The 24,917-nt window shown below is 58.9% G+C and carries 18 protein-coding genes; 9 read left to right on the top strand and 9 right to left on the bottom strand.

The features are described from left to right. Window positions 1–9: 9 nt before the first annotated feature. The gene (locus MHY87_RS18150) at window positions 10–807 is read right to left on the bottom strand and encodes a transporter substrate-binding domain-containing protein (RefSeq protein ID WP_239354001.1); all 798 of its coding nucleotides are present in this window, start codon (window positions 805–807) and stop codon (window positions 10–12) included. Between the two features lie 158 nt (window positions 808–965). On the opposite strand from MHY87_RS18150, the gene MHY87_RS18145 reads away from it, so the two are divergent. Beyond that, the gene (locus MHY87_RS18145; protein WP_239353981.1) at window positions 966–2,855 is read left to right on the top strand and encodes a glycosyltransferase; all 1,890 of its coding nucleotides are present in this window, start codon (window positions 966–968) and stop codon (window positions 2,853–2,855) included. 203 nt (window positions 2,856–3,058) lie between these two features. Here MHY87_RS18145 and MHY87_RS18140 read toward each other — a convergent pair whose 3' ends face one another. After that, window positions 3,059–3,727 carry a trna delta -isopentenylpyrophosphate transferase gene (locus MHY87_RS18140; RefSeq protein ID WP_239353980.1) on the bottom strand — a complete coding sequence of 223 codons (669 nt, stop codon included), beginning with the start codon at window positions 3,725–3,727 and terminating at the stop codon, window positions 3,059–3,061. 365 nt (window positions 3,728–4,092) lie between these two features. Here MHY87_RS18140 and MHY87_RS18135 point away from each other — a divergent pair, with 365 nt between their 5' ends. Continuing rightward, window positions 4,093–4,743, top strand: coding sequence for a hypothetical protein (locus MHY87_RS18135; protein ID WP_239353979.1), 651 nt, complete (start codon window positions 4,093–4,095; stop codon window positions 4,741–4,743). Here the strand turns inward: MHY87_RS18135 and MHY87_RS18130 are convergent. The 3 genes from MHY87_RS18130 to MHY87_RS18120 are packed head-to-tail and all read right to left on the bottom strand — an operon-like array spanning window position 4,740 to window position 7,860. Further along, the gene (locus tag MHY87_RS18130) at window positions 4,740–5,738 is read right to left on the bottom strand and encodes a metallophosphoesterase (RefSeq protein WP_239353978.1); all 999 of its coding nucleotides are present in this window, start codon (window positions 5,736–5,738) and stop codon (window positions 4,740–4,742) included. The genes MHY87_RS18135 and MHY87_RS18130 overlap by 4 nt on opposite strands. Next, complete coding sequence (locus MHY87_RS18125) at window positions 5,735–7,564, bottom strand: AAA family ATPase (RefSeq protein ID WP_239353977.1); 1,830 nt, start codon at window positions 7,562–7,564, stop codon at window positions 5,735–5,737. Before MHY87_RS18125 ends, MHY87_RS18130 begins: the two co-directional genes overlap by 4 nt. Next, window positions 7,564–7,860: a hypothetical protein gene (locus tag MHY87_RS18120; RefSeq protein ID WP_239353976.1), complete on the bottom strand. Its 297-nt coding sequence runs from the start codon at window positions 7,858–7,860 to the stop codon at window positions 7,564–7,566. The genes MHY87_RS18125 and MHY87_RS18120 overlap by 1 nt, the downstream gene beginning before the upstream one ends. A gap of 290 nt (window positions 7,861–8,150) precedes the next feature. Between MHY87_RS18120 and MHY87_RS18115 the strand changes: the two genes are divergently transcribed. From MHY87_RS18115 to MHY87_RS18100, 4 genes are all read left to right on the top strand, one after another. Then, window positions 8,151–8,756, top strand: a complete 606-nt coding sequence (locus MHY87_RS18115) for a hypothetical protein (protein WP_239353975.1) — start codon at window positions 8,151–8,153, stop codon at window positions 8,754–8,756. Between the two features lie 56 nt (window positions 8,757–8,812). Further along, complete coding sequence (locus MHY87_RS18110) at window positions 8,813–9,175, top strand: hypothetical protein (protein WP_239353974.1); 363 nt, start codon at window positions 8,813–8,815, stop codon at window positions 9,173–9,175. Window positions 9,176–9,205: 30 nt separating this feature from the next. After that, on the top strand, window positions 9,206–9,481 hold the full coding sequence (locus MHY87_RS18105) for a hypothetical protein (RefSeq protein ID WP_239353973.1): 276 nt from the start codon (window positions 9,206–9,208) through the stop codon (window positions 9,479–9,481). Between the two features lie 220 nt (window positions 9,482–9,701). Then, complete coding sequence (locus MHY87_RS18100; RefSeq protein WP_239353972.1) at window positions 9,702–10,211, top strand: single-stranded DNA-binding protein; 510 nt, start codon at window positions 9,702–9,704, stop codon at window positions 10,209–10,211. Window positions 10,212–10,279: 68 nt separating this feature from the next. Here MHY87_RS18100 and MHY87_RS18095 read toward each other — a convergent pair whose 3' ends face one another. The 4 genes from MHY87_RS18095 to MHY87_RS18080 all read right to left on the bottom strand — a co-directional run bounded on the left by MHY87_RS18095 (window position 10,280) and on the right by MHY87_RS18080 (window position 14,286). Continuing rightward, on the bottom strand, window positions 10,280–11,191 hold the full coding sequence (locus MHY87_RS18095; protein WP_239353971.1) for a hypothetical protein: 912 nt from the start codon (window positions 11,189–11,191) through the stop codon (window positions 10,280–10,282). Window positions 11,192–11,279: 88 nt separating this feature from the next. Further along, window positions 11,280–12,026, bottom strand: coding sequence for a response regulator transcription factor (locus MHY87_RS18090; RefSeq protein ID WP_239353970.1), 747 nt, complete (start codon window positions 12,024–12,026; stop codon window positions 11,280–11,282). Between the two features lie 225 nt (window positions 12,027–12,251). Beyond that, window positions 12,252–12,917 (bottom strand): response regulator transcription factor, encoded by a 666-nt coding sequence (locus MHY87_RS18085; RefSeq protein ID WP_239353969.1) that lies wholly within the window; start codon window positions 12,915–12,917, stop codon window positions 12,252–12,254. Beyond that, window positions 12,907–14,286 (bottom strand): sensor histidine kinase, encoded by a 1,380-nt coding sequence (locus MHY87_RS18080; protein ID WP_239353968.1) that lies wholly within the window; start codon window positions 14,284–14,286, stop codon window positions 12,907–12,909. The genes MHY87_RS18085 and MHY87_RS18080 overlap by 11 nt, the downstream gene beginning before the upstream one ends. 459 nt (window positions 14,287–14,745) lie before the next feature. Between MHY87_RS18080 and MHY87_RS18075 the strand changes: the two genes are divergently transcribed. The 3 genes from MHY87_RS18075 to MHY87_RS18065 all read left to right on the top strand — a co-directional run bounded on the left by MHY87_RS18075 (window position 14,746) and on the right by MHY87_RS18065 (window position 24,877). Next, window positions 14,746–21,675 carry a peroxidase family protein gene (locus tag MHY87_RS18075; RefSeq protein ID WP_239353967.1) on the top strand — a complete coding sequence of 2,310 codons (6,930 nt, stop codon included), beginning with the start codon at window positions 14,746–14,748 and terminating at the stop codon, window positions 21,673–21,675. Between the two features lie 136 nt (window positions 21,676–21,811). Further along, window positions 21,812–23,551, top strand: a complete 1,740-nt coding sequence (locus MHY87_RS18070; RefSeq protein WP_239353966.1) for a type I secretion system permease/ATPase — start codon at window positions 21,812–21,814, stop codon at window positions 23,549–23,551. A 15-nt stretch (window positions 23,552–23,566) separates the two neighbouring features. Continuing rightward, on the top strand, window positions 23,567–24,877 hold the full coding sequence (locus MHY87_RS18065; protein WP_239353965.1) for an HlyD family type I secretion periplasmic adaptor subunit: 1,311 nt from the start codon (window positions 23,567–23,569) through the stop codon (window positions 24,875–24,877). Window positions 24,878–24,917 lie beyond the last annotated feature (40 nt).

The following is a 24,917-nucleotide window of genomic DNA, read 5'->3' as shown; positions in this document are numbered from 1 at the left end:
CCTGCCCTCTCAGAAAGGGCTGAAGGGAAAGAAGCGCAGGTAAAGCTCGGCGTATTTGCCCTCTTTCCAGAGCTGCTGCAGGGCATAGTCCAATGCCCGGCGCAGGGCTTCATCCTCGCTGCGCATCACAAACCCTATCCCCTCACCGAAGAAACGGCTCTCGAGATAGGGACCGCCTGCGAAGACGCAGCATCCGTTGGCATCCTCGCCACCGATCCAAAGAGCAAGGCTGAGCCCATCGGCAAAGACATAATCGACCCCGCCCGCCTTCAGCTCAGCCTCGGCAGCCGTAAGCTCTGTAAAGGGCTTGAGGGTCGAATTGGGCATAAAGGCCTTGGCGAAAGCCTCATGCGCCGTTCCCTCGACAATGCCGATGGTCTTGCCCTGGAGAACCTTGGGCGAGAATGCCGGCATGTCTTTGGTCGTCTGATCGACTTTCGTGGCGAGCCGCGCTGGGATCTTGAAGTAGGGAGCAGTTACCGCAAAGCGCCGGCGCAGGTCCGTGGTCACTGGAATAGCGGCAGCAACCACATCCCCCTGCTTCTCCGCCAGGGCACCGAGGAGAGTGTCGAACCTGCGAACCTGGACCGTGCAGGTCAACCCCAACCTCTCGCAAGCCGCCCGTGCCAGCTCGACCGAGAAACCTGTCGGCGTGCCATCGAGGCCAGGGAAATGCATGGGCGGAAAGTCATCGTCGACGAGGAAGCGGATCGAGCGGGTTGTCGGAATTTCCGGGCGTTCGAGCTGCGCCTTCGGATCCCAGAAATTGGGCACCATAACCGTTTGAGCCTGAGCAGCCCCGCCCATTGCCGAAAGAGCAATAGCTGCCCATGCCCCTGGGGCACTCTTGATCTTGCGCGCGAGGCAGGCAACCAATGATACGATATAACTCATCTTAAAGACGATACTCTCTTGTCAGCTGCCCTGTATCACTCACGAATACGCCTCCGGAACGGCGCTCGCGCATGAAGCAGGGTCTAGCGGAGCAAGCCTCGCAGTCAACCGTGCTTCCGGTCGAGATCGGCTTTCTGGCCCGCCACGGCTATCCGCCACGTATCTTGCGTGATGCGGCCATGATCGCCGAGTTGACAGGCGTTTTTGCAGATGAAGTGCTTCTCAAGTCGGGTCAGGTCGGGGAAGTCGAGTTCTACCGTGCTCTCGCTGCCGAGCTGAGCCTTCCCTTTCTGTCCAACCCTCCCCTGTCCCGGGCGGCCCGCCATCCTGAAAGCATCATGACTGGCCTTGCACCGCTTGCAGTCAGAAGCGGCGGCTTTGTCGTGGCTCCCCGGGGCCGAGATCTCGTGCGGATACTTCAGGGTCGGTTTCTCGCAGTTCCTCTTGCTGTCACCGCGCCATCTCTATTGAGAGATGCCGTCTTCCGCATCCATAGCGGCATGATCGCCCATCGAGCCGCTCTTGAGCTGCACCACGCGGCCCCTGCCCTGTCCAACTATAAGGGCGCCAGTATCGCGCAGATCGCAGGAACGACTCTGGCTGCGCTGATCCTGTCTTCCAGCTTCGTCGCGTTCCCAAACCCGACGATCATGGCGCTCAGCATGACCTTGAGCATACTCTTTCTCTGCCTCGTGGTGTTGCGTTTGGCAGCCTCGATCCTGAGCAATCCCTTACAGCCGATAACGTATCCTCCCCGTGCGCCCGATTCCGCCCTGCCGATCTATACGATCATCGTTCCGCTTTATCGGGAACGGCGCATTGCTTCGCGACTGATCGCAGCGCTCAAACGGCTCGACTACCCGACCGTCAAGCTCGACATCAAGATCGTGCTGGAAGCAGACGACGGCGAGACAATATCCATACTCCGCAGACTTCGTCTTCCGGCCAATGTCGAGATCATCGTTGCTCCGCCGGGAGAGCCTCGCACGAAACCGCGCGCTCTGAATGTCGCCTTGCCGCTCGCTCGCGGTCGCTACACGGTAGTCTACGATGCCGAGGATATGCCCGAACCAGCGCAATTGCGCCTGGCCTGCTCCGCCTTCTCACGACAGCCACGGAATGTGGCCTGCCTGCAGGCGCGGCTGACCATCGACAACACGGACGATTCCTGGATCACGCGACTTTTCACCATCGAATACGCCGCTTTGTTCGATGTCTTCAATCCAGGCCTTGCCCAGATCGGCAGCCCCATTCCGCTTGGCGGCACGTCAAATCATTTCCGCACCGCGATCATCAGGAAGATCCATGGTTGGGACGCCTGGAACGTGACCGAGGACGCAGATCTCGGCATCCGCCTCGCGCGCTTTGGATATGATGTCGCCGATCTTCCATCGTCAACATTCGAGGAGGCGCCCGGCACATTCAAGGAATGGATGGGTCAACGGACGCGGTGGATGAAAGGCTTCATGCAAACCAGCATCGCACATGGCCGCAATCCTACTTCCACGTTATCGCAGCTCGGCTTCTGGCGCTTCTATGCGGGCATGGCCTTGATGGCGGGAACGGTGCTGAGCGCGCTCATTTATCCGTTCTGCATGGGATTTTTAATCACCCTATGGATCACCGGGACGTCTTGGTCGAGCAGCATGACCCTGCATAGGATCATGCATGCACAAAGCCTGAGCCTGTTTACGTTCGGCATGATGTCGCTTTTCATCCCAGCCCTGGTCGCATTGCATCGCCGGCGCTTGTGGCGACTGCTGCCTTGGACAATTCTGCTGCCGCTCTACTACGGGCTTGTCAGCCTCGCAGCATGGCGCGGTTTATGGGAGCTCATTGTTGCGCCATCTCGCTGGAACAAGACTAGTCACGGATTGGCGCGCACATCACGCTCAGGGATGCTTCAAAAGCACCATGCCAATGTGGTGAGAACCAGATCATTGAAGATCGCGCCGCCCTGATGCCACCAGAGGAGACCACCGGCACCCATGAGGCATAGAACGGCCGCCAGAATGAGGGCCCGACCCGTTCGCCGCTCGATAATGGTTTGTTCTGTGCCGATGCTCATCAAGGCTCTACCCGCGTCATAGTCAGACAACGCATCATAAGCTAAGTCGGCACAAAAAACGAGGCGGCCGGAGCCGCCCCGCCTGGAAGGAAATATTTAGGCTGCCGCAGCCTTCTTGGTCGGCCAGCCGAGTTCCACGAGGCGCGCCTTGGCGAAATCGCGGATTTCGTCGCGGATGCCTTCCGGCAGCGCAGCGAGGACTTTCTGGGTGTCGGCATGGAGCATGAGATCGGTCACGGCGTTGATGGTCTTCGCCTTCTTGATCTTCTGTTTCAGCTCGTCCTCCACATTGCCGTCGGCCGTGACCTCGACCTTGGTCTTTTCGACCTCAGTGCGCTCAGCCTCCACATGCTGTTCGGCATAGCCAGGACGGCTCTGCTTGAACTCGTCAGCCTCTTCCTCCGAATAGACGAAGCCGTGAAGCTCGATGAGCTTGAGAATGACGCGGTCCTTCGCACGCTTCTCGGCCATGGCATAAACATAAGCCGCCTGCTTGCCGGAAACGCGATAATTCACGCCAATCAGGGCCTCGCCTATGGACCATTCCACACGCTCGCCCATGCGGCCGGTGACCTGAATCACCGCCTCATCACGCTCGGCGCGGATAATCTTTGGCTCATCGAAGCTGACCTTCGCCTGGGCGGCAATGCGCTCTAATGTCTTGTGATAGATCACTGCGGTGCCCTGGACGCGCCAGACATTACCGGCCATCGGCTCGTCGAATTTTGCAAGCACCTCGGCAATTTTTTTGTCTGCTGTGTTCATCTCGATCTGTCTCTCTCTCACATGCCCGCAAAACCGGTCTCACGCTCTTTTGGGACTTCTCCCAAAGCAGGCGCGTTCGTTGTTTGTTCTATAACAGATTACGCCTCGCGGGTCCAATGACAGAGTGAGTGAATGAGGGGAAAAGCCATTCTATATCAGCTTCTTATCTGGAGCGTCATTTTGACCCAACGCCCCACCGCAGATCATTGGCGCGAAGGCTTCCGCGAGGAAAGGATTGCCTCTTCTTGATTTGACTTCAGATCGCATGTTCCATATTTGTTCCGCATTGGAGGGGCTGAATTTGATCCGGTTTAAGCCGCATGGCCCTCGTCCTTGTTCATTCATTTTTTGACCCTGGAGGCCCGATGTCCGCACCAGCGATCCTCGACCTGTCCGACCGCCGCTCGGAGCGACGCCAGGGAACCCGCCGCGCTCAAAAGCGGCCCGCAGCACCTTTGACCCGCAACACCTTGATCGCCGACTTCCTGGCGATCTGTGAACTCGACCCAGAGATCGAGTCCTTGCGGGCACCGGCGGATCCAGCCGAGTTCACGATCGGGGATCGCACTATCGAGCATATCGCCGATTTCGAGATCGCCCGCGACGGCCAGTCCCTTCTCGTCGATGTACTGACCGACGAGGACTTGCTCACACATCCGCTGCGCACGGCAGCAATCCATGGCCTTGCCTCTGAGGATGGACGCCACTTTTCCATCGAGACTGCAGCCAGCATCCGCGCCGAGCCACGCTTCACGAGCTTACGCCTGATCACCGCTTGCAGGCGCACGCCTGTGACGGCAGGCGACCGGGTGCGCGTTCTGCATCAGCTCGACGAGGTGGGCACCATGCGGCTGGTGGATTGCGCAGGTGCCGTCATGAATACGCAGGACGGGGTCGCCGCCGTGCTGGCGCTTGCCTGCGAGGGGTTGATCGCCGTCGACATCAGTCGCCCGATCCTGCCGGAAACGCAGGTGCGCCGACGACGCCTGCCCTATACGGATCCCTTTGCGTTTTAAGACTCCGCGTGCCGCTCCACCGCTTCGCTCAGGAGCGAGCGGACGATGGCACGCACCGCATCCGACGTGTTGTCCGCCACGAATTTCGCCTCGATCTCATCGCGGACAATAGACCCGTCGCCACTGCGCTTCAGCTCGGTCGAAGATTCCGCCTGGAGCAGCGTGACGAAGGCGCTCTCGACCTCGCGGGCTACCATACCACCATCGGCGGCCTCGACAATGCGGCCCGTCAGATCGAACACATTGCGCTCGTGCGGCAGCTCCTGCGCCTCCAGTTCACCGCCCGCATCGAGAATCCAGGCGCGCGGGACGTGATCGGCCAAGTCCACCGACTGGCGATTGATGTTGCCAGGATTGAGCCAACGCGTGCGTCCGGCTAGAACAGCCTTCTGCGTCTTATGAATGTGCCCGTTGATGAGCACATCGCAGCCCTCGACCGCGAAGGGAGGCACCGCGCCGGGATAGCCGCCATCGAAGGCGATGTCGTGATGCGTGAACCAGGTGTGCAGATCGACGCCCGTGAAGGAGCCGCGCGCATCCGTCGGGATCGACTGTCCATAAGGCGTCATGCCGACACCCAAGCGTCGTGTGCCGATCTGGAATTCGGCGACGGGAGCGGATGTCGCCACCACATCGACCACATCGCATAACCCCAAAAGCGCCAGCGTGTCGCTGTCAGTAAGCGTCATGTGCTGGATGTCGTGGTTGCCCACATTCACGAGGGGGCGATGATGAAACCCCTTGAGGGTACGGATGAGCTGGTTCTTTAGTGCCTCGTCCGGCTCTACGGGCCGATCGAAGAGATCGCCCAGGATGACCGGCGCGAGACCACGCTCGTTGGCGATCGCAACACAACGCTCGAGCTTACCGAGGACGGCTTGCGGCCACACCGTATCCTTGCGCCGGCCCGGGCGCCGCGAACCCACATGCGGATCGCCGATGACAAGAAGGCCGCTGCAGGTGACAGGCTGGAGACGATCTCCGGACAGGATCATGCGGTTAGCCGCTCCGGCGGCGAGGGATGAGAGGAATGAGCATGATGCTCCAAAAGGTTTTCCGCGCTCACCGGAGAGCCGCAGGTCGGGCAAAGCCCGCCGGTCTCCTCCATGAAGTGCGCCATCTCGGCCTGCACGGATGTTATGCCCTCCTCGATCTGCGCCATGCGGCTCTTGGCAATCAGAGCAGCGCTGCGAAGATCGGTGAGACGCTTCAGCATGTTTTGTGCGGAATCCGTGTTTTCAAGGCTTGGGGCCTCATCGGGCAATGCCTGAAGCGCTGCCAGACGCGTCCTGCTCGACGCTAAATCTTGGCTCAGTTGCAAAACCTGACGACCGATGCGCTCGCGCTCGCGGGCATGCTCGACCCTTCGCGCGAGATCAGCGATCCGCTCCGGCTGCGGCAGTATGTGCGTCGCCTGTATGCGCGCTTCTGTCTTTCTGATCTGCCGCGTGAGGCTCGCCAATCGCGCAGCATGATCCTGCAGGTTCTGCAAATGCCCGGCCCCGGTTTCAATCCGGCGTGCCTGTTCGCGAAGGGCGCTCATCCTGCCTTTCAGGACAGTGATCTCCTCCAGGCTCGCCAGCGTCTCCTGCAACGAGGCCAGTTCCCGCTCGCCGTTACGGACGATGGCGTTGTCGCGGGTGCAGCGCTCGCGATGGATCACCAGCATGTCGCGGATGTAGCTCGCCTCCTGCCCGATTGAGAGAACAGCCGAGCGGCGTGAAGCGGTCTCGCCCAGCAGAAACACCGGGAATTTCTGGTGCGCGATATGAACGTCGAGATCTTCCACCTTTGTGATGCGGAAAAGATCGCTCACCCAATCCGGCACGTTGCGCCCGCCTGTCTCGTAGCGCATGCCCTTCTCTTCCACCACGGAGCCATCCGCCTCATGGAGAGACCAGATGTTGATCGGGGAACGGCGTGGCTGTCGCGTGAAGCGTAAAGTGCGCTTGCCTGCAACGCCAATCTCGACCATCGCGGATTTAGCACTGGCCCGCACGAGGCTGTCGCGCGCCTCGCCATAGAACACAGCGCGCAGGGCGCGGATGAAGGTGGACTTGCCGCGGTTGTTCGGTCCGATCAGCGCATTCACGCCAGGGCTCAAGTGGAGCGTCGCATCTTTGTAGGCCTGTACGTTGACGAGCCGGATGAAACGCAGTCCAGGCTGCGCATCGTCCCAGGCCGTGCTGCAATCGGCGGATTGCACATCGACGCCGCCGATAGGCTCACCGATAATGCGCGCAATATGGAACTTGTCCGAGAACTGCGACAGGTCATGATGGGAGACCGCAAAGCACTGCACGCCGAGACGCGCGGCGCCGTCCTCCAGAACCCTGTAAAAGGACGACACGCGGTCCGGCGCGATCCAGCAATCGGCTTCATCAAGCGCAAGAAAGCGTGCGACATCCGCCTTCACTACCGCGATGAGCCGCAGCGCCATGCCGATCACGTTGGTGAGCGCACCGCCATTGTCTTCCAACACGTCTTCCAACGTCTCGTCCGGACGGCGCACACAAATATCGAGCGAGGCCAAGCCACGCTCGGTGGATAGCTCCAACGCGACAGGTTTCTCGCCCGGCAGCACCTCCTGCACGAGAGCCGTCAGCAAGGTCTCGAAGGCTGCAAGATTGCGGCGGTTGGCACTGCCATGCACCGCCTCGATGAAGGCCTCCACCTCATCCTTAACCGCGAGGCGTCCTTTAGCGAGCTCAATCTCACGCGTCAGTTCGGCTAGGCGCAGAGCAATCGCATCGCGCCTTCCCTCTAACCGCGCCAGCAGCGACTCGGCGCGGGCAAGATCGTGGTCGATGGAACGGTCCATCAACGCTCCTCTCCGAGCTGTTTCAGGCGCATTTCCACGTCGCGCAGAGCAGCGCCAAATTCTTCCACGAGCTTCGCATTCTGCGCGGCGGCCGCCTCGATCAGGTTCCGGATCTCCGTTTCGTCATCGGTACCAAGCTCAGCTTTGGCGAGGGCCTTTGCCTCATTCAGATCGCGCGCAAGACGCTCCATCTCGCCTTCCGCGCGAATGCGTTCTGCGCGAAGCTTGTCGAAAGTTTTGCGCATATCTTCGAGACGCCTGAGGCTGTCCGATTCCAGGCGTGTCTGACTTGTCATGAGAAAAGGGCTCCGTTGCGGATGAATGGTCTAGCTTCAGTTTAGGACGGCGATATTTCGTCGCAACGTCTTTGCCTTATTTCCCTCTGGATTAAGGGCCATCTCTTCAATCCTGCCATTCAGACCTCCACATAATATCGGTTACTCCGAGATTACAGTCCCAGACAACGAACTTTGCTTGACACCTTACCGTCCGGCATTATGTTCTTGTTTTGTTCACGCATCAAGCGGTGACTGCTTCGGCGTGATTCCCGGAAGCCCTGCGAGCCTCCTGCCGGAAGGATAATGGTATGACCGCCATGATGGATCTCTATCCGATCTTCGAGAACGAGGAATGGCTCGTGACCGAAGAAGGACTTGAGCACAAGACAACCGGCTACTTCATCGAGCGCGATGGCTTAAGCCAACGCCGTGAGGATGGCTTGTGGACTTGGCCGTTGCATATGGCAGAAAAAAGCTGGTGCGCGATGGCGCCTTTCATCGAGGCGTTCACCTGCGCGGCTTCCGTCTACAACGTCGCCACAGGGCCGGAACTCGCGCAAACTTTCAAGATCGCACGCCAGGACATTTTAGCTTGGCCGAAGATTGAACACGACCTGAAAATTCCTACGCCCATCGTGTCTCCGACCTTGCGAAACAAGGCTCAAACACCCATCTCTCTGCAGTCGGTGGGTGCCGAAAAGTCCTTGATGGATGACGGTTTTCGTAAGTCCGACGATAGCAGGCGCATGCGCACTCAAATGAGCACGCGCCCTTTTTCGACAAATACACGTATCCGCTCCGCCCGCTACACCATGGAGGCCGTCTCGCCCCCCGCATGGCAGGCGCCGTATCGGATTCGCAGGACGGGAACCAAACTCGTTCGATTATTACAGGCAGCCTGGAACATACGGTGAGGGAAATGCCAAGCGTAAGGCACAGTGAAAGGTCCTTCGACGGTTGGAGCATCGCAATGCGTGATGCTTCCGACATGGATTTCTCTGGGCCTGAAACGGCAGAGGACTTTGCGCACAGCGTGATTGCCACGATCTGCCATGCAAGCGTGACAGCAAGCGTTGGCCGGCGCACTTTCGAGCACTGCATGCGCGCGCTTGAGGTCGGCTCAACATCCCGCGTTGGCTTCCGGCACCCGGCCAAGGCTGCGGCCATCGACCGGATCTGGCGCGAGCGCGAACCGCTTTTCCGTGATTACATCGCAAGTTCCGACAAGCTGCGCTTTTTGAATACGCTGCCTTGGATTGGGCCTGTGACGAAACACTCCCTGGCGCGCCGCCTCGGTCTTTATGCCGAGCTTCGCGATAAGGCTGTCGCTTGAAGAGATAACAAGAAGAAGAGGTTCAACCCAATGTCCAAGGTCCGTGCAAGTGACGTCGGCTTCTGCGTTGTCGACGACAACGCGAATGTCATCGCCGGCAATATCATCCACCGCCTCCGTGAGGCTGCCGTCGATATGGAAAGCCAGGTCAATCGGCTTTACCGCGGTCGCCAAGCTTACGATCTCAGCGAAGGCACGAAGACCGATCTCGACAAAGCCATCGAGCAACTGGCCTATATGGCCCGTACCCTTCGCGAGGTTCGGAACGAGCAGTCGAAAGTGGTCTATCTCCAGGCAGCCGAGTAACGGCGAACTTTGACGAGCGGCGAGTCAATCGCCGCTCTTTTTGCATCGCTCTGCCCCTTTCCTCTCCTGCGCCAATCTTCCCTTTGTCCTCCTCCCTCTCCTCCGTCTTGCCTCTTGAATTTTCATCGGAACAAAGATAGAACATTAGGCGATGCCCCCTGTCGGGCAGGAGAGTGCAGCAGACCCGAACCATGTTCGGGAGATAGGATAGGAGGCTCCGATGGCGGGCAGTGTGAACAAGGTGATCTTGGTGGGCAATCTGGGGCGTGACCCGGAGGTGCGGCGCCTGAACAACGGCGAGCCGGTGGTGAACCTGCGGATCGCCACCTCCGAGAGCTGGAAGGACAAGGCCACCGGCGAGCGCAAGGAAAAGACCGAGTGGCACTCGGTGGTGATCTTCAACGAGAACTTGGCGCGGGTGGCCGAGCAGTATCTGAAGAAGGGCTCGAAGGTGTATGTCGAGGGCCAGCTTCAGACGCGCAAGTGGACCGATCAGCAGGGCGTGGAGAAGTACTCGACGGAAGTGGTGCTGCAGCGTTTCCGCGGCGAGCTGACGATTCTGGATGGGCGCCAGGGCGGTTCTTCGTCGGAATACGGCGGCGACGAGGAGGGTGGCGGCCAGATCAGCCGCGGCGGCGATTTCGGTCGCTCATCCCCCATGGAGCGCAGGCCCGAACCGGCCGGTGCAGGTTCCCGCCGCAGCGACTTCGATGATGACATTCCATTCTAAAAGATTCTTCACCATCGGAAATCCGGGCCCTCGCGCCCGGATTTTTATGGCTCATTCCTAGAAGCCCATCACAGGCCGGCCGAGTTCTTGTGCACCATCTCGCGCGAACGTTGCGCGCGCTCGATTTCACGCAGTTTTCGCGCCCTTTCCTGTAGCTCCTCGCGAGTGGGCCACCACCACCCTCTGCTCTCGCGCTGAACGCGATCCTCTGGCTCACGTAGAGCCTTCGCGCGATAAACTTCCTGCAAGGCAGGCATCCGCCATCGTGCCCAGACATAGCGCTCAGGACCATGCTTCACGTGTGGATAGGCGCTTTTCTCCAACGGCTCCTCGATCACGTGGCTATCGACATCCTCGAATATCACGACGCCCCAGGAAACGGTGGCAAGCGGCGTATTGAGAGGCGGAAGATCATCCCCCGTAACCGGATAACGCCTGCGGCGGCGCTCAGTCTGGATAGGATTGGGCGGCTCGGAACCAAGCCTCCTCTGTTTCTCACGACGTTTCTTTCGCTCCGCCGGTTCGTTGCGCCGCGCCGCCTCCTCGATGCCGGGCCATAACTGGCGTAGCTGTTCGTAGGAGCGGAACGGAACATGCCAAATCTTCTTGTCGGGGTTCCAATGAGCCCAGGGAATGGATCGTAAAGCCTCGACAATAGTGCGTGAATAAGGAGTTCGGATTTCTAGATCGTCGGCAATGGTCAAATACGGACTCTCCAGCGACTCGAAGAGATAGGCGTCTCTTCCTTTTGCATCCGCATGACGGTCCAAGGTCGCGAGTTCCTGCGCCATCCAGGCATTGAGCCGTTGCACGGCCGTCTTTCCCGGCACGAACCAGCCTTGCTCCTCCCCTCTCCAACGGGCGCGAGGAAACGCCTCGCGAAACCGGCGCACGAGATCCCGGTCATAGGGAAAGGCCGCGTAGGCACCAGGCTTTTCCCCATCCGACAGCGTAACTTGAAAGGCGGATGCCAACTCCATCACTGTTCCTTAGGAGCTTCGCAGCATGAAACCCCAATAGAACAACAGACGATGACCGAAATGGATCCTGACGCGTCTGCCGGGAAACTCAAGCCAGTCGAAGGAGGAGCGTATCGCTGCCTGCATCCGATATGGTGTCGGATCCGGAGCCGAGATGCGGACGCTTTTTCGGCTCGAGAACGGCAAGCTGTGGCGGCATATTGTTGGATGCGATGAGGGCAGCCTCGACGCGATTGCGAGCGCGCATCTTCTGCAGAATATTAGTGAGATGATGCTTGATCGTCTTCTCGCTCAAGTGAAGCGTGTTGCCTATTTCCTTGTTGCTGCGCCCCTGAACGAGGATCGAAAGAATTTGCTGCTCGCGTGGCGTGAGGCGCGGAAGACGATCTCTGGTGACGGCTTCACCGATACCCGCACCGCCTGTGTGCCTCAAAAGTTTCGCCGCAAGGCTGGGCGAGAGGAAGCTCTGCCCTTGGCTCAGGACGCGCACAGCCTGGACCAATTCCGTCCTGTTGGTTCCTTTCAGCAGGAATCCTCGCACTCCCCACATTAAGGCTGTTCGAACACGTTCCTCATTCGTCGTGTCGGCGAGAATGATGATCCCGATTGTCGCACTTTTCTGGCGGAGCATCTCAGCATCTTCGGGTTGTTCGATGATGTCGGCGTCAATGACTAACACATCGAGTTCTTTATCCTGGGTGATCCGAACCGCATCCCAGGTCGATGCTCCTTGCCCGACGACTTCCAGATCCGGTTGAGAGTTCAGGGCCAAGACCATGCCGTCCCGGAATAGAGGATGTTTGTCGACAACGCCGACGCGGATGGTTTGGCCCATTGGAACCCCCACATTCCAATTCACTCATGATGCGCATGAACACGAGACAAAGTGTCATTCTCTGTCTGATGGTGCCTCGCAGGCATCATCCAGGAAGTAGGATAATAAGTTTATGCGAAGCTCGGCAACATCTCTGGTTGTGAGGAAGGGGGGTCATAAGCTCCTCATGCGTACTACTCCTAAAGGAAGTTCCGTCCACGTGGCTAAGAAAACCGGCAATTCCTTTTAAGCCGGCGCCTGTCTTTGAGACATGCGCTCGGCTGCGACCATGGCCGCTTCGACGCGGTTTCGCACCTGAAGCTTCTCCATGATTGTCGTCACATAACCTTTGACGGTTTTTTCTGTGACCCCCAGCTCGTCTCCGATCATCCTGTTGCTGAGGCCGCGTAGGATGAGCATCAGGATCTCCTCCTCTCGGCTGGAGAGTTCCGGAAAACGATCAGGCGCTTCCATAGAGCCGCTGCCGTCAGTCTTTCTCGACAGAATGAGCTGTGCGGCAAAACCAGGCGATACGTAGCTCTGTCCCTTGCTCACGACACGGATGGCATTCACGAGCTCGGTACTGCCGGTCCCCTTCAGAAGATAACCCCGCGCACCTTTTCTCAAAGCTGTCCGGACTTCATCCTGATCGTCCACGACGGTCAGCATCAGAATCTTTGTCCATGAGCATCGAAGCCCGATCTTTGTAATCGCGTTCAAGCCCCCGCCTGGGAGATTCATATCGAGAACAAGAACATCGGGCATCTGACTATGAGCAATTTGCAAGGCGTCGCCGGCTGTTTCCCCTTGAGCAACAACCTCCATGTCCAGCTCCGATTCCAGAGCGAATACGACGCCGTCTCTGTAAAGAGGATGATCATCTACGACCGCAACTCTGATCTTATGCTGCATTCGCTTCCCCCAAGGCCAGTGGCAGAGATGCCTTGATGCTTGTTCCAAAACCAGGCTGGCTTGTTATGCTCACGATCCCGCCGATACTCTCGATCCGGTCACGGAGTCCAGACAGCCCCAAGCCGTGTTCACGGATACTCTCGTCCCGGTTGCACATACCTGGACCCTTGTCCGTAACTTCAATCGTGATCGCCAGGCCATCCCATGCAATATCTACTCCCAATCCCTGACCACCGGCATGTTTGAAGGCGTTGTTCAGGCCTTCTTGCAGAAAGCGGCAGAGGGCGATCTTGACGAATTGCGGCGCCTGCTCCGGAAGGTTGGAAATGTTGCACTTGATCGCCATTCCCGTTTGCCGTTCATGCTGACGGATCATGAACGTCAGGGCTTCCTTGAGCGACAATTTATCGACCTCAGGCAAGAGAAGCCCCTTACAGATATTTCGGGTATCGTTGAGTGCATCTGACAAAACTTTTTGAATCGTCTTCAGGTTTTCATGATCATGCGGATTGCTCCTAACCCTGTCGAGGCGCAGGAGGGCAAGACCTATCAATTGCGCTATTCCATCGTGGAGATCATAGGCCATGCGCCGCATGAAGCGCTCGTTGTCTTCCGTGGCATTCTGAGCGGCCCGTTCGATCCGCTCTTGCAAAATGCGATTCTGCTGCAGCAGTGCCGACAATTGGGCGACACGTTCCGTCAACGCTGCACGCTGCCGGTCGATGATCTTTCCTGCGTTGGCGACGATCACAAACAGACAGCCCATCATGTTCAAGGTAATCAGAGCGGTCGCAATCCATGTTTGCCATTCCGACTCGTCAAGCTCCGCCTCCAGTGTATCCGCCCGCTCGTGAAACTCGACGACGGCGATGACGATTCCTGTCTCGGCTTCGTAAACGGGTGCGAAAACCTCAAGCAAAGGAATGTTCATGGCGCGCTCGCCAGCATCCTCCTCATAGGCAAGGCCGTCGAAGACCACCGTGATCGATCCGGCCCAAGCCTTTTGAGGATTTGGATTGCGAGGAAATCTCTTGCCGATGAGATTTCTCTCGCTGCTGTAGACAATCAATCCTCCCGGCTTCCAGATGCGCAGAGAGGTGATGCTGGCCCTGAAGTCGGGTCTCTCCATGGTACGGTTCAGATCGCGTATCTGTGCCTCCGAGAGCACGTCCCCGAATGCGAGTTCCTGAAGATGGGGAGCCACGAAGTTATTGATGGATAACGCTATGGATGCAGCCTTCACCCCGGTGATGTTCTCTCGCACCTGCCATGAAACCCAGACCCCCATCGCAAGCATGCCGACAATCATGACGGCAAAAGCGATGAGCAAAAACTGTCCGATGAGACTAATGCCGCGCTTAGGCGACATCCCGGAGGACATATCGAGCCTTGCATCACAGGAAGAATACACTTCGGCACTCCCCCTCCTGAATCATAGCCCTTCTGAATGGAACTAAAGATCAGGAGATCGCCTAAGGTCGCTCCATGCCTCAACTGGGTAAATCCTATCCGGAAGAGGTAGCCTTGCCGGAAGCCTGCATTCCATGCAGTGCGTGGTCTATGACGATTGCGACAAGCGCCATGATCTACAAAGACTTAGCGTAATTTCGCGCGTTGCTTGCAAGCTCTAGCCGGATGTTACTTTGCTTCAAACATCAGACCAAGGTCGGTAGGCCGACCAAAGTCCGGGATGGTCGCAGGACCATGAGCAGACCTTGGTACCGAAGCCCATACTAGGACTTCAGACCCTGTAGTTTCAGACAGGGTGTTCTGCCCAGAATGTGTTCAAGAGCCGCCTGCATTGCGGCAACAACTGGGAGAGGCGACAATGGTAAATCTCGTCCGGCACGATCTCGAATTCATCCTGAAGCAGATCAAGATTGCTGAAGCCCATTCGGCAGGAACTCCACTGACTGAGATCCGTGTCGATGCTCAGGGCAACATCACAACCGATCCGAGCGGTACGCTCGCCGTTCCCACGACCCTGTCGCCCTATGGTCTGCGCACCGTCGATGGCAGCTACAACAATCTCGTCGCCGGACGCGATCAATGGGGTGCTGCGGACAATCCCTTCCCTCGCATTACCGACCCCTATTACCGGAATGAGAACGACGACAGCATCACCTTCGGACAAGGCTCTGGCAACGAAGTTGTCTTTACCGATGGCAACTACGGTGAAATGGGCAATCCTGCCCCCGGGTCCATGGGCCTGGGAGGCGGAAGCCTGGTGGATGCGGACCCGCGCATCATCTCCAATCTCATCGTTGACCAGACCCTCAACAACCCAGCTGCCATTTACGCAGCGCTCACCTATGCAGGCATAACCGGTCCTGACTTGATGACTGCCCTGAACGAGATTCGCGCGGCCAAGACGGCCCTCGACGCCGCGAAGACCGGTGGGGTTCAGGCGACTATCGATGCCGCGCAGACGGCGCTTGATACGGCACTGACCAAGTATGAAGTGGAGATGGACGGCGAAAGCATCGTGCTTCCCAACGTCGCGCCGGACGAAGGCCTCTCGGCTTCCTACAATGGCTGGTTCACACTGTTCGGCCAGTTCTTCGACCATGGCCTCGATCTCGTCCAGAAGGGCAACAACGGTACGATCTACATCCCGCTTCAGCCGGACGATCCGCTGTATAATCCCGACAGCCCGCACACCAACTTCATGGTGCTCACGCGCGCTCCGACGAGCGCTCAGAACCAGACGACCCCTTGGGTCGATCAGAACCAGACCTACACCTCGAATTCGTCGCATCAGCTGTTCCTGCGCGAGTATGAATTCTCCGTGGATTCGAACGGCGATGGCGTCCCCGACTCCCATCCGGTTTCGACCGGCAGGCTGCTGACAGGCGATCGCGGTCTTGCCACTTGGGCGGACGTCAAGGAGCAGGCTCGGACGATGCTCGGCATCAACCTTACCGATGCTGACGTAACCAACATTCCCCTCTTCGTCATGGATGAGTATGGTGAATTCGTCCGTGGTTCCAACGGCTATCCGCAGCTTGTGGTCTCCCTCGGCGCCGACGGCAAGTTCGGCGGCGGGGATGATGTGTTCCGAGAGGGAAATCCGGCAAACCCGATTTCAACGGCTGGCGCTGTTCGCACAGGACATGCCTTCCTGGATGACATCGCCCATGCCGCCGTCCCGGTCATCGTCAACGGCGTTCTTCAGCAGGATGGCGACAGCGCGGTCGGCTACAAGAATGCCGACGGTACCGCCGGACCGGTCAACCCAACTCGCGGCACGCAACTTGCTTATGACAACGAGATGCTCGACGCGCACTACATTACGGGCGATGGTCGCGGCAACGAGAACATCGGTCTTTCCGCGGTCCATCATGTGTTCCATTCCGAACACAACAACATGGTCGAGCAAGTAAAAGCGCGCGCCATCGAGTCGGGCGACCTCGCCTTCCTCAATGAATGGCTACGCGTCGATCTTCCGGCTGGAACCGCCCTTCCGCCGGCCGGTGATGCGGCAGCCGTTGCAGCTTTTGCCGCGACTCTCACCTGGGATGGCGAGCGCCTGTTCCAGGCGGCCCGCTTCACGACCGAGATGCAGTACCAGCACCTCGTGTTCGAGGAATTCGCCCGCAAGATGCAGCCGGACGTTGATGCCTTCGTGTTCAATCCGTCGGTCGACATCAATCCTGCAATCTTCGCAGAATTCGCTCATGTCATCTACCGCTTCGGCCACTCCATGCTCCGAGAGCAGGTAGCCAGCACGGATGCGGACGGGAACGACACGAGCATGGATCTGTTCGATGCATTCTTGAACCCGCTGGCATTTGGTTCCAGCACCATCGACCACGAAGAGGCGGCAGGCGCCATCATTCGCGGCATGACGAGCCAGGTCGGCAACGAGATCGACGAGTTCGTGACTCATGTGTTGCGCAACCAGCTCGTCGGCATCCCGCTTGATCTCGCAGCCATCAATATCGCCCGCGGACGCGACACCGGAATTCCGCCGCTGAACGAAGCCCGCCGGCAATTCCAGGAGATGGCGAACGGCGACACGCAGCTTGCCGCGTATACGAGCTGGACGGATTTCGCCTTGAACCTGAAGAACCCGGCTTCGATCGTGAATTTCATCGCGGCCTATGGCACTCACGCGACGATCACTAGCGCAACAAACCTTGAAGCGAAGCGTACAGCCGCCTGGAATCTAGTCTTCGGCCATGCCAGCCTCAATGAAGAGGATCGTCAAGCATTCCTGAACGGCACAGGCATCTACGCCAGCAAGCTCGGCGGCCTTGAGGATGTCGACCTCTGGGTCGGCGGCATGGCCGAAAAGAAAATGGCCTTCGGCGGCATGCTGGGCTCGACCTTCTCGTTCATCTTCGAACTGCAGATGGAGAATTTGCAGAATGCCGACCGTTTCTACTACCTATCCCGTGTCCAGGGATTGAACTTCCTTAACGAGCTTGAGAACAATTCACTCGCCAAGATGATCCTGAACAATACCGATCTCGGCGAGACCGGCTATGCGCTTCCCGGCGATATCTTCTCCGTGCCGGACCATGTTCTCTACATGGACCGCGCCATGATGACGAAGTTCGGTCACACGGATCCGACGCAGAGCGACCCCTGGCTTGAGGCAATTTCTCCCATGATTGTCCGCAGGGATGCCAATGGCGATGGAAAGGACGAGTATATCCGCGTCAACACCAACGACCATGTGCTGATCCAAGGAACAAACGGCAACGACACCATCATTTCCGGCGGCGGCGACGACTCTGTTTGGGGCCGCGACGGCAATGACGATATCGAAGCCGGCTACGGCGTCGACCGCGTGCATGGCGGCAAAGGCGATGATGTCATCACCAACAACGGCACGGATATCGGCGAGGTCGATATGCTGCATGGTGAGGAAGGCAACGACGTCATCCATGGCGGCAGCGGCCTGGCGCTCGTGTTTGGCAATGAAGGTCAAGACTTCCTGGTCGCAGGCCCCGACGGCAAGGAAATGTTCGGCGGCACGGGCAACGACTTCATGCTCGGCGGCGACGGCGCTGACTTCCTGCTCGGCAACGAAGGTGACGACTGGATCGAAGCCGGGAATGGGTTCGATACGACTGCGGGCGACAACTCTGAGCTGAATTTCAACTCGACCATCATCGGTCACGACGTGATGTTCGCCGGCCAAAACGAACACGATTTCGACGCCGAATCCGGCGACGACATCATGGTTCAAGGCGAGAGCGTCATGCGTAACGAGGGCATGTTCGGCTTCGATTGGGCGATCCACAAAGGTAACGGCGAAGCCGCAGATTCCGATCTGCTCACCCCGATCTTCACGACGGATGAACAGGATATCCTCCGCGATCGCTTCGATCAGGTCGAGGCTCTGTCCGGTTGGATCCACGACGACCTCCTGAAGGGCGATAACCGTGGAGATCCGAATGCCGAGCCACCTGCTGGCGGAGCCAATGCGGACTTCACCTTCGCCAACAACGAACTGACCCATGCCGGTATCGACCGGATCGCGGGATTGCGCACCCTGCTCGGCAACATGGTCGCAGCACGACCGACATCGGGCGATCTTGAGAAAATTGTTGCCTACGATACAGGAAACATCCTCCTCGGCGGCGGCGGAAACGACACCATCGAAGGTCGCGGCGGTAACGATCTCATCGATGGCGACAACTGGCTTAACGTCCGCATCCGCATCACGGCCGGAAACACGGTCTATACGGCGGATGGAATGACAGGGAAGGTATACCTCGAGTCGCAATATACGAACGGAGCTCCCGCCGCGGATGCAGTGGCACAATTCGGCGGCAGAACCCTTCAGGCTCTGATGCTCGATCGCACCTTCAATCCAGGCCAGCTCTCCATCGTTCGCGAGATCGCGGAAGGCGACTTAACGAACTCCGCCAATGACTACGCGGTCTACAACGGAGCACGATCCGGCTACACCTTCAACCGCAACGCCGATGGTAGCTACACTGTTAGAGACATCGACCTAACCAATGGAGACACCGGAACAGATCGTCTTCTCAACATCGAGTATCTGCGCTTTACTGACCGGGATGTGTTGATCGCGCAGCGGGCTGCAACGGGCGCGCCTACCCTCACAGGCAGCGAGAACGTGATCACTGCCAACACGAGCAGCATCGCGGATCTCAACGGGCTTGGCTCTTTCCGATACCGCTGGGAATTCTCGACCAATGGCGGGAACACCTGGAGCACCATTTCGGGCGCGAACCAGCAAAGCTATGTTGTCCCGGACTCTCGGATCGGCCAGTTCATCCGGGTGGTCGTGAGCTTCACGGACGGCGCTGGAAACGAGGAATCCCTGACATCCGTCATGACGGCACGGATCGGGTCCAACAACGCCAGCGACAATTATGTGGGCACCACGGGTCCGAACCTGATCAACGGCCGCAATGGCAACGACACCCTCTCCGGCGTCGATGGAGATGACGTGATCAATGGCGGCGCCGGCAATGACACCATCACGGGCGTGTCCGGCAACGATGTCCTGAATGGCGGCAGCGGCAACGACAACATCGATGGAGGCGAAGGCAACGACACCATCGACGGCGGGTCGGGCACCAACATCCTCAACGGCGGCGTCGGCAATGACGTCTTCATGTACGACATCGACGGTGGAGGTGCGACATCAACCATCAATGGTGGCGCCGACATTGATACGATCAACGCCTACGAGAACGGTAATGGCAGCGAAACCCTGAGCGTTACCTTCACGACACGTCTGACGCACATCGAAGGAGCCACCATTGGGGCTGACGTCGAGCGAGTCGTGGCTGACCTTGGTGGCGGCTCTTCCGATATGCTTGAATACTCGACTGCCAGCTCGAGCGTGACGGTCGATCTGGGAGCAGGAACGGCCTCGGGCTTCATCTCCATCAGCGGCATCGAGAATGTTAGAGGCGGCAACGCTGCCGACACCCTGATCGGCAATGGAGCTGCCAACCTTCTCGACGGGCGCGGAGGTGCCGACACGCTGCGGGGCTTGGGTGGGAACGACACCTACGTCGTCGACAATGCAGGCGACGTGGTGGACGAAACTGCGGCAGGTTCCGGCGGCATCGACACGGTGGAGACAGCCCTTGCGAGCTACACGCTGACCGCAGGCGTGGAGAATCTCGAGTACACCGGCGGCGGTGCGTTCACGGGCACCGGAAACGCCCTGAACAATGCAATCACCAGCGGGAACTCAGGAGACAATCTCTCGGGCCTCGATGGCGACGATACTCTTAATGGCAATGGTGGCAACGATACGCTGAACGGCGGCGTCGGCAATGACAACGTCAACGGCGGCAGCGGCAACGACGTCATGGATGGAGGCATCGGAAACGATACCATAGATGGCGCAAGCGGCGTCGATCGCATGAGTGGTGGTACTGGCACAGATACTTTCCTCTTCGATGACGATGAGACAGGAGGCACCGCGGCAACTCGAGACGTGATCGTCGATTTCGTCCAAGGGACGGACAGGATTAACATCGATGCCATCGATGCGAACCGTTCACTCACCAGCCTTGGCTCCGATCAGGACTTCACATTCATCGGGACCGCAGCCTTCACAGCAAACGGTCAGCTTAGGTATCGATTTGAGGGCAATCAAACCATCATCGAAGGTCGTTACGCAACGCTCTTTGGGGGAAGCGCCACGTTCCAGATCGCCCTTGAGGGTTTGGTGAGCCTGACCGCCAACGACTTCATCGGCCTCACTAATGGCCCGCAATCGTTCGGTCCAGTGGTGAATCTCCTGACATCACAGGCTCCAGCTCTACTGGAAAATGCAGCGGCAGGCACGGCTGTCGCGGGCCTGACATCTCTCACGCCGGAGACGGCCGATATGGTCACCTTCGCGCTGCGGGGAGAATCGAGCAACCTGTTTGAGATCAAGGGCAATAACATCGTGCTCAAACACGGCGTCGCGCTCGACTTCGAAACTCAGCGCGCTCACGAGGTAACTGTGGTCGCCACAGCATCCGACGGGGACGTTAAGGAGGAGACCTTCAGGTTCGATGTCCATAACGTGAGCGGATCCATGAGGGGCACATCCAGATCAGAAACGATCCGGGGAACCGGCGAGGAAGATCGGATGTGGGGCGGCCGTGGCAACGACTCCATGCTTTCCGGAACAGGCGACGACCACATCCATGGCGAGGACGGCAATGACCGTCTCTATGCCGACGATGGCAATGATCGCCTCTATGGTGGTCGCGGCAATGATGCCCTCAACGGCGGACGCGGAATCGACAAGATGTGGGGCGGTCAAGGCAACGATACCTATATCGTCGATCACCGCTCGGAGCGCGCCTATGAACTTCGCGGGGAAGGCATCGATACGGTTAAAGCCAGCGTGTCTTTCTCCCTTGGCGGCACATACGTAGAGAACCTTGTGCTGACAGGCTCCGCCAACATCAAAGGGCACGGCAATACCCTCGACAACTTCATCGTCGGGAATGCCGGACACAATGAGCTCAAGGGTGGCCGGGGCGAGGATGTGCTCAAGGGAGGCGCCGGTAACGACAAGCTCAGCGGCGGTTTGGGAGCGGATACCTTCGTCTTCCAGAAAGGTGGCGGACGAGACACGGTTACGGACTTCCGCCATGACCAGGACGTGATCGACGCGAGGCAACTCCGTGGCGTCGATGGCATCTCGGATCTCTCCATCACGCAGTCGGGCCACGATACGATCCTCAAGCACGGCTCTGACATCCTCGTCCTCAAGGGTGTCAACGCATCCGATCTCGACAGCAACGACTTCATCTTCTGATGCAGGCTCGTTGAGATCGTTTGGCCCCGCCGGGAGAAGCCCCCTCTCCTCCCGGCGGGATCATCCCTTGAAAGCCAAGGCGCATTTTCCGAAGCAGCGAAACACCGAAGCGACGCAATTCTCTGAGGCAAACGCGATGATCAGCTCATTCAAGAAACGTCCCAGCATCATGGCCTCCTGCCGCGGCGCTTTTCTGGGTGTCGCCATCCTCAGCGGGCTGATCAATCTGCTCTATCTTTCGGGTTCGATCTTCATGATGGAGGTCTATGACCGGGTGCTTCCGAGCCGAAGCATTCCAACCCTGGTCGGCCTCTCCATCATCATCGTTGTGCTCTATCTCTTCCAGGGCCTGTTTGAGATGGTTCGCGGCCGTATCCTCGCCCGTGTTGGAGCGGCCCTCGATGAAGACCTGAGTCAGCAGGTTTTCCAAGGCCAGATCAACGCACCTCTCAAAGGAAAGAGCGACGGTGATGGACAGCAGCCATTGCGGGATCTCGACCAACTGAGAGCATTCCTCGCTGGCGGCGGCCCCTCCGCACTCTTCGATCTTCCATGGATGCCGCTCTACCTTTTCATCTGCTTCGCCTTCCATCCATGGATTGGCGCCGTTGCGCTCGGCGGCGCCTGCCTTCTCGTCGTAATCACCTTACTGACCGAGCTCCTGACGCGCGAAGCCTCCAAGGCAGCCGTTGGCGCAGCCCTGATACGGAACGGTATTTCCGAAGGGGCGCACCGCAATGCAGAAGTCGTTCACGCCATGGGGATGGCCCAATGGATTGGGCAACGCTGGAGCGACGCCAATGCGCGCTACCTATCCTATCAGCAGCGTACCTCGGACGTGGCAGGCGGCTTCGGAGCCTTGTCGAAAGTGCTGCGTATGATGCTGCAGTCGGCGGTTCTCGCACTCGGCGCCTATCTCGTGATCGATGGTCAGGCGACCGGCGGCATCATGATCGCAAGCTCCATCCTCACCTCCCGAGCTGTGGCACCTGTCGAACTGGCGATTGCCAACTGGAAAGGCTTCGTTAGCGCCCGTCAGGGCTGGCGCCGATTGAAGAGCGTTCTGGAATTCGATGCTCGTGCGGAGGCCCCTCTGAAGCTTCCCGCCCCCCGCATGCTTCTGTCTCTCGAGAACGCGGGAACGGGCGCCCCCGGCGGACAGAGATTCGCCGTCCAGGATGTGTCATTCGATCTGAATGCAGGCAGCGGGCTCGGCATCATCGGTCCAAGCGCCTCGGGTAAATCGTCTCTTGCGCGCATGATCGTGGGCGTCTGGCCCGCATGGCGCGGCAAGGTTCGCTTCGATGCAGCGGCCATCGAGCAATGGCTGCCGGAGGATCTTGGACGTCATATCGGCTATCTGCCGCAAGACGTCGAACTCTTTGCCGGGACCGTAGCGCAGAACATCGCGCGCTTTGATCCCAACCCGAAATCCGAATCCATCCTTGCTGCCGCCAAAGCGGCCAATGTCCATGAGATGATCCTCCAGCTGCCGGACGGATACGAGACGCAGGTCGGTGAGTTCGGAGCGACACTGTCAGGCGGACAGCGGCAGCGTATCGCTCTCGCCCGTGCCATTTATGGCGACCCCTTCCTCGTCGTGCTCGATGAACCTAACTCGAATCTCGACAACGAAGGCGAGCAGGCCTTGACCGCAGCGATCATGAACATCCGCGCGCGCGGAGGCATCGTCATCATCATCGCCCATCGTCCAAGCGCCCTTGCCGGCGTCGATCATGTGCTCGTCATGTCGGAAGGACGCGTCCAGAGCTTCGGCTTGAAAGATGAGATCCTCAGCAAAGTTTTGCGCTCCGTGCCTGCACCTCAGCCAGCCGAGCCGCGGGCACCTGTCAATGCACCGTTGAAAGCCGTTTAGACCAAGGAGCACGCCATGAACTCCTCGAAGAAGCCAAACGCTAGGGCCGCCATCCGCTTTTACTCGTTGCTGGGTCTTTCCTCCGCTCTCTTTCTCGTCGGGGGTCTTGGCGGCTGGGCGGCGGTCACGGAGTTGTCCGGAGCAGTCGTCGCTCCCGGCTCCATCGTCGTCGAAAGCCACGTCAAGAAGGTCCAGCATCCCACGGGTGGTGTCGTCGGCGAGATCCTTGCCCGAGATGGGAGCCATGTCCGCGCCGGCGATGTGGTGGTGCGGCTCGATGAGACGATCGCGCGTGCCAATCTCGCGATGGTGGCCAAAAGCTTGGACGAGCTGGCGGCAAGGCAGAGCCGATTGCAGGCGGAACGCGACAGCCTGGAGCGTGTCTCATTTCCGTCTGAGCTGAAAGAGCGCCTGCATGAAATCGAGCTCGCAAGCCTCATCCAGGGCGAAATTCATCTGTTCGAAACGCGCCGTGCGGCACGGGCAGGGCAACAGGCACAGCTTAAGGAACGCATCTCTCAGCTTCAGGAGCAGATCGATGGCCTCAAGCTTCAGGCCACAGCGAAAGCCGACGAGATCAAACTCATCCAGGACGAGCTCATCGGTGTCGATCAACTCTGGCGCAAGAACCTAGTGCCCATCACCCGCGTCACGGCACTGAAACGCGAGGAGACCCGTCTGCGTGGCGAGCACGGTCAGCTCATCTCGAATGTTGCGCAAGCTAAGGGACGGATCAGTGAAACCTCGCTTCAGATCATCCAGATCGATCAGGATCTCAGGAGCGAAGTCTCGCAGGAGCTGCGTGAAGTCCAGGCGAAGATTGCGGAGCTGGTGGAGCGGAAGGTCTCGGCGCTGGATCAGTTGAAGCGGATCGAGATCCGCGCCCCTCAGAGTGGTGTTGTTCATCAGTCTGTTGTGCATACGGTTGGGGGTGTGATTGGCGGGGGCGAGGCGATGATGCTGATTGTGCCAGAGACGGACGATTTGTCGGTTGAGGTGAAGGTCTCGCCGCAGGACATCGACCAGGTCCGGCCGGGCCTGCGCACGGTGCTGCGGCTGACGTCGTTCTCGCAGCGCTCGACGCCGGAGCTGATGGGCACGGTAGTTTTGATAGCGGCGGATTTGGTGACCGATGCGCGCTCGGGGGAGCGCTATTATCCGGTGCGGGTGGCGCTGGCGCCGGGCGAGCGCGAGCGGCTGGGCGCTTTGCGGCTGGTGCCGGGGATGCCGGTCGAAGGCCTGATCCAAACCAGCTCGCGCAGTGCGCTGTCGTATCTCACGAAGCCTGTTGTGGATCATGCGGTTCGGGCGTTCCGGGAGGAGTAAGGCGCTCGCCCCTGAGGTCTGCCCGGGCTGTGTGCGTCCC

This window comes from Microvirga sp. ACRRW (assembly GCF_022346925.1).
Classification (GTDB): domain Bacteria; phylum Pseudomonadota; class Alphaproteobacteria; order Rhizobiales; family Beijerinckiaceae; genus Microvirga.
This window is presented reverse-complemented; position numbering and strand designations above follow the sequence as displayed.

Excerpts from the sequence above, each read along its gene's own strand:
- MHY87_RS18150 (WP_239354001.1), bottom strand. The coding sequence starts at position 807 with ATGGGCGGGGCTGCTCAGGCTCAAACGGTTATGGTGCCCAATTTCTGG.
- MHY87_RS18115 (WP_239353975.1), top strand. The coding sequence starts at position 8,151 with ATGACCGCCATGATGGATCTCTATCCGATCTTCGAGAACGAGGAATGG.
- MHY87_RS18075 (WP_239353967.1), top strand. The coding sequence starts at position 14,746 with ATGGTAAATCTCGTCCGGCACGATCTCGAATTCATCCTGAAGCAGATC.
- MHY87_RS18110 (WP_239353974.1), top strand. The coding sequence starts at position 8,813 with ATGCGTGATGCTTCCGACATGGATTTCTCTGGGCCTGAAACGGCAGAG.
- MHY87_RS18080 (WP_239353968.1), bottom strand. The coding sequence starts at position 14,286 with ATGTCGCCTAAGCGCGGCATTAGTCTCATCGGACAGTTTTTGCTCATC.
- MHY87_RS18090 (WP_239353970.1), bottom strand. The coding sequence starts at position 12,026 with ATGGGCCAAACCATCCGCGTCGGCGTTGTCGACAAACATCCTCTATTC.
- MHY87_RS18120 (WP_239353976.1), bottom strand. The coding sequence starts at position 7,860 with ATGACAAGTCAGACACGCCTGGAATCGGACAGCCTCAGGCGTCTCGAA.
- MHY87_RS18145 (WP_239353981.1), top strand. The coding sequence starts at position 966 with ATGAAGCAGGGTCTAGCGGAGCAAGCCTCGCAGTCAACCGTGCTTCCG.
- MHY87_RS18130 (WP_239353978.1), bottom strand. The coding sequence starts at position 5,738 with ATGATCCTGTCCGGAGATCGTCTCCAGCCTGTCACCTGCAGCGGCCTT.
- MHY87_RS18135 (WP_239353979.1), top strand. The coding sequence starts at position 4,093 with ATGTCCGCACCAGCGATCCTCGACCTGTCCGACCGCCGCTCGGAGCGA.
- MHY87_RS18125 (WP_239353977.1), bottom strand. The coding sequence starts at position 7,564 with ATGGACCGTTCCATCGACCACGATCTTGCCCGCGCCGAGTCGCTGCTG.
- MHY87_RS18100 (WP_239353972.1), top strand. The coding sequence starts at position 9,702 with ATGGCGGGCAGTGTGAACAAGGTGATCTTGGTGGGCAATCTGGGGCGT.
- MHY87_RS18095 (WP_239353971.1), bottom strand. The coding sequence starts at position 11,191 with ATGGAGTTGGCATCCGCCTTTCAAGTTACGCTGTCGGATGGGGAAAAG.
- MHY87_RS18105 (WP_239353973.1), top strand. The coding sequence starts at position 9,206 with ATGTCCAAGGTCCGTGCAAGTGACGTCGGCTTCTGCGTTGTCGACGAC.
- MHY87_RS18085 (WP_239353969.1), bottom strand. The coding sequence starts at position 12,917 with ATGCAGCATAAGATCAGAGTTGCGGTCGTAGATGATCATCCTCTTTAC.
- MHY87_RS18140 (WP_239353980.1), bottom strand. The coding sequence starts at position 3,727 with ATGAACACAGCAGACAAAAAAATTGCCGAGGTGCTTGCAAAATTCGAC.
- MHY87_RS18065 (WP_239353965.1), top strand. The coding sequence starts at position 23,567 with ATGAACTCCTCGAAGAAGCCAAACGCTAGGGCCGCCATCCGCTTTTAC.
- MHY87_RS18070 (WP_239353966.1), top strand. The coding sequence starts at position 21,812 with ATGATCAGCTCATTCAAGAAACGTCCCAGCATCATGGCCTCCTGCCGC.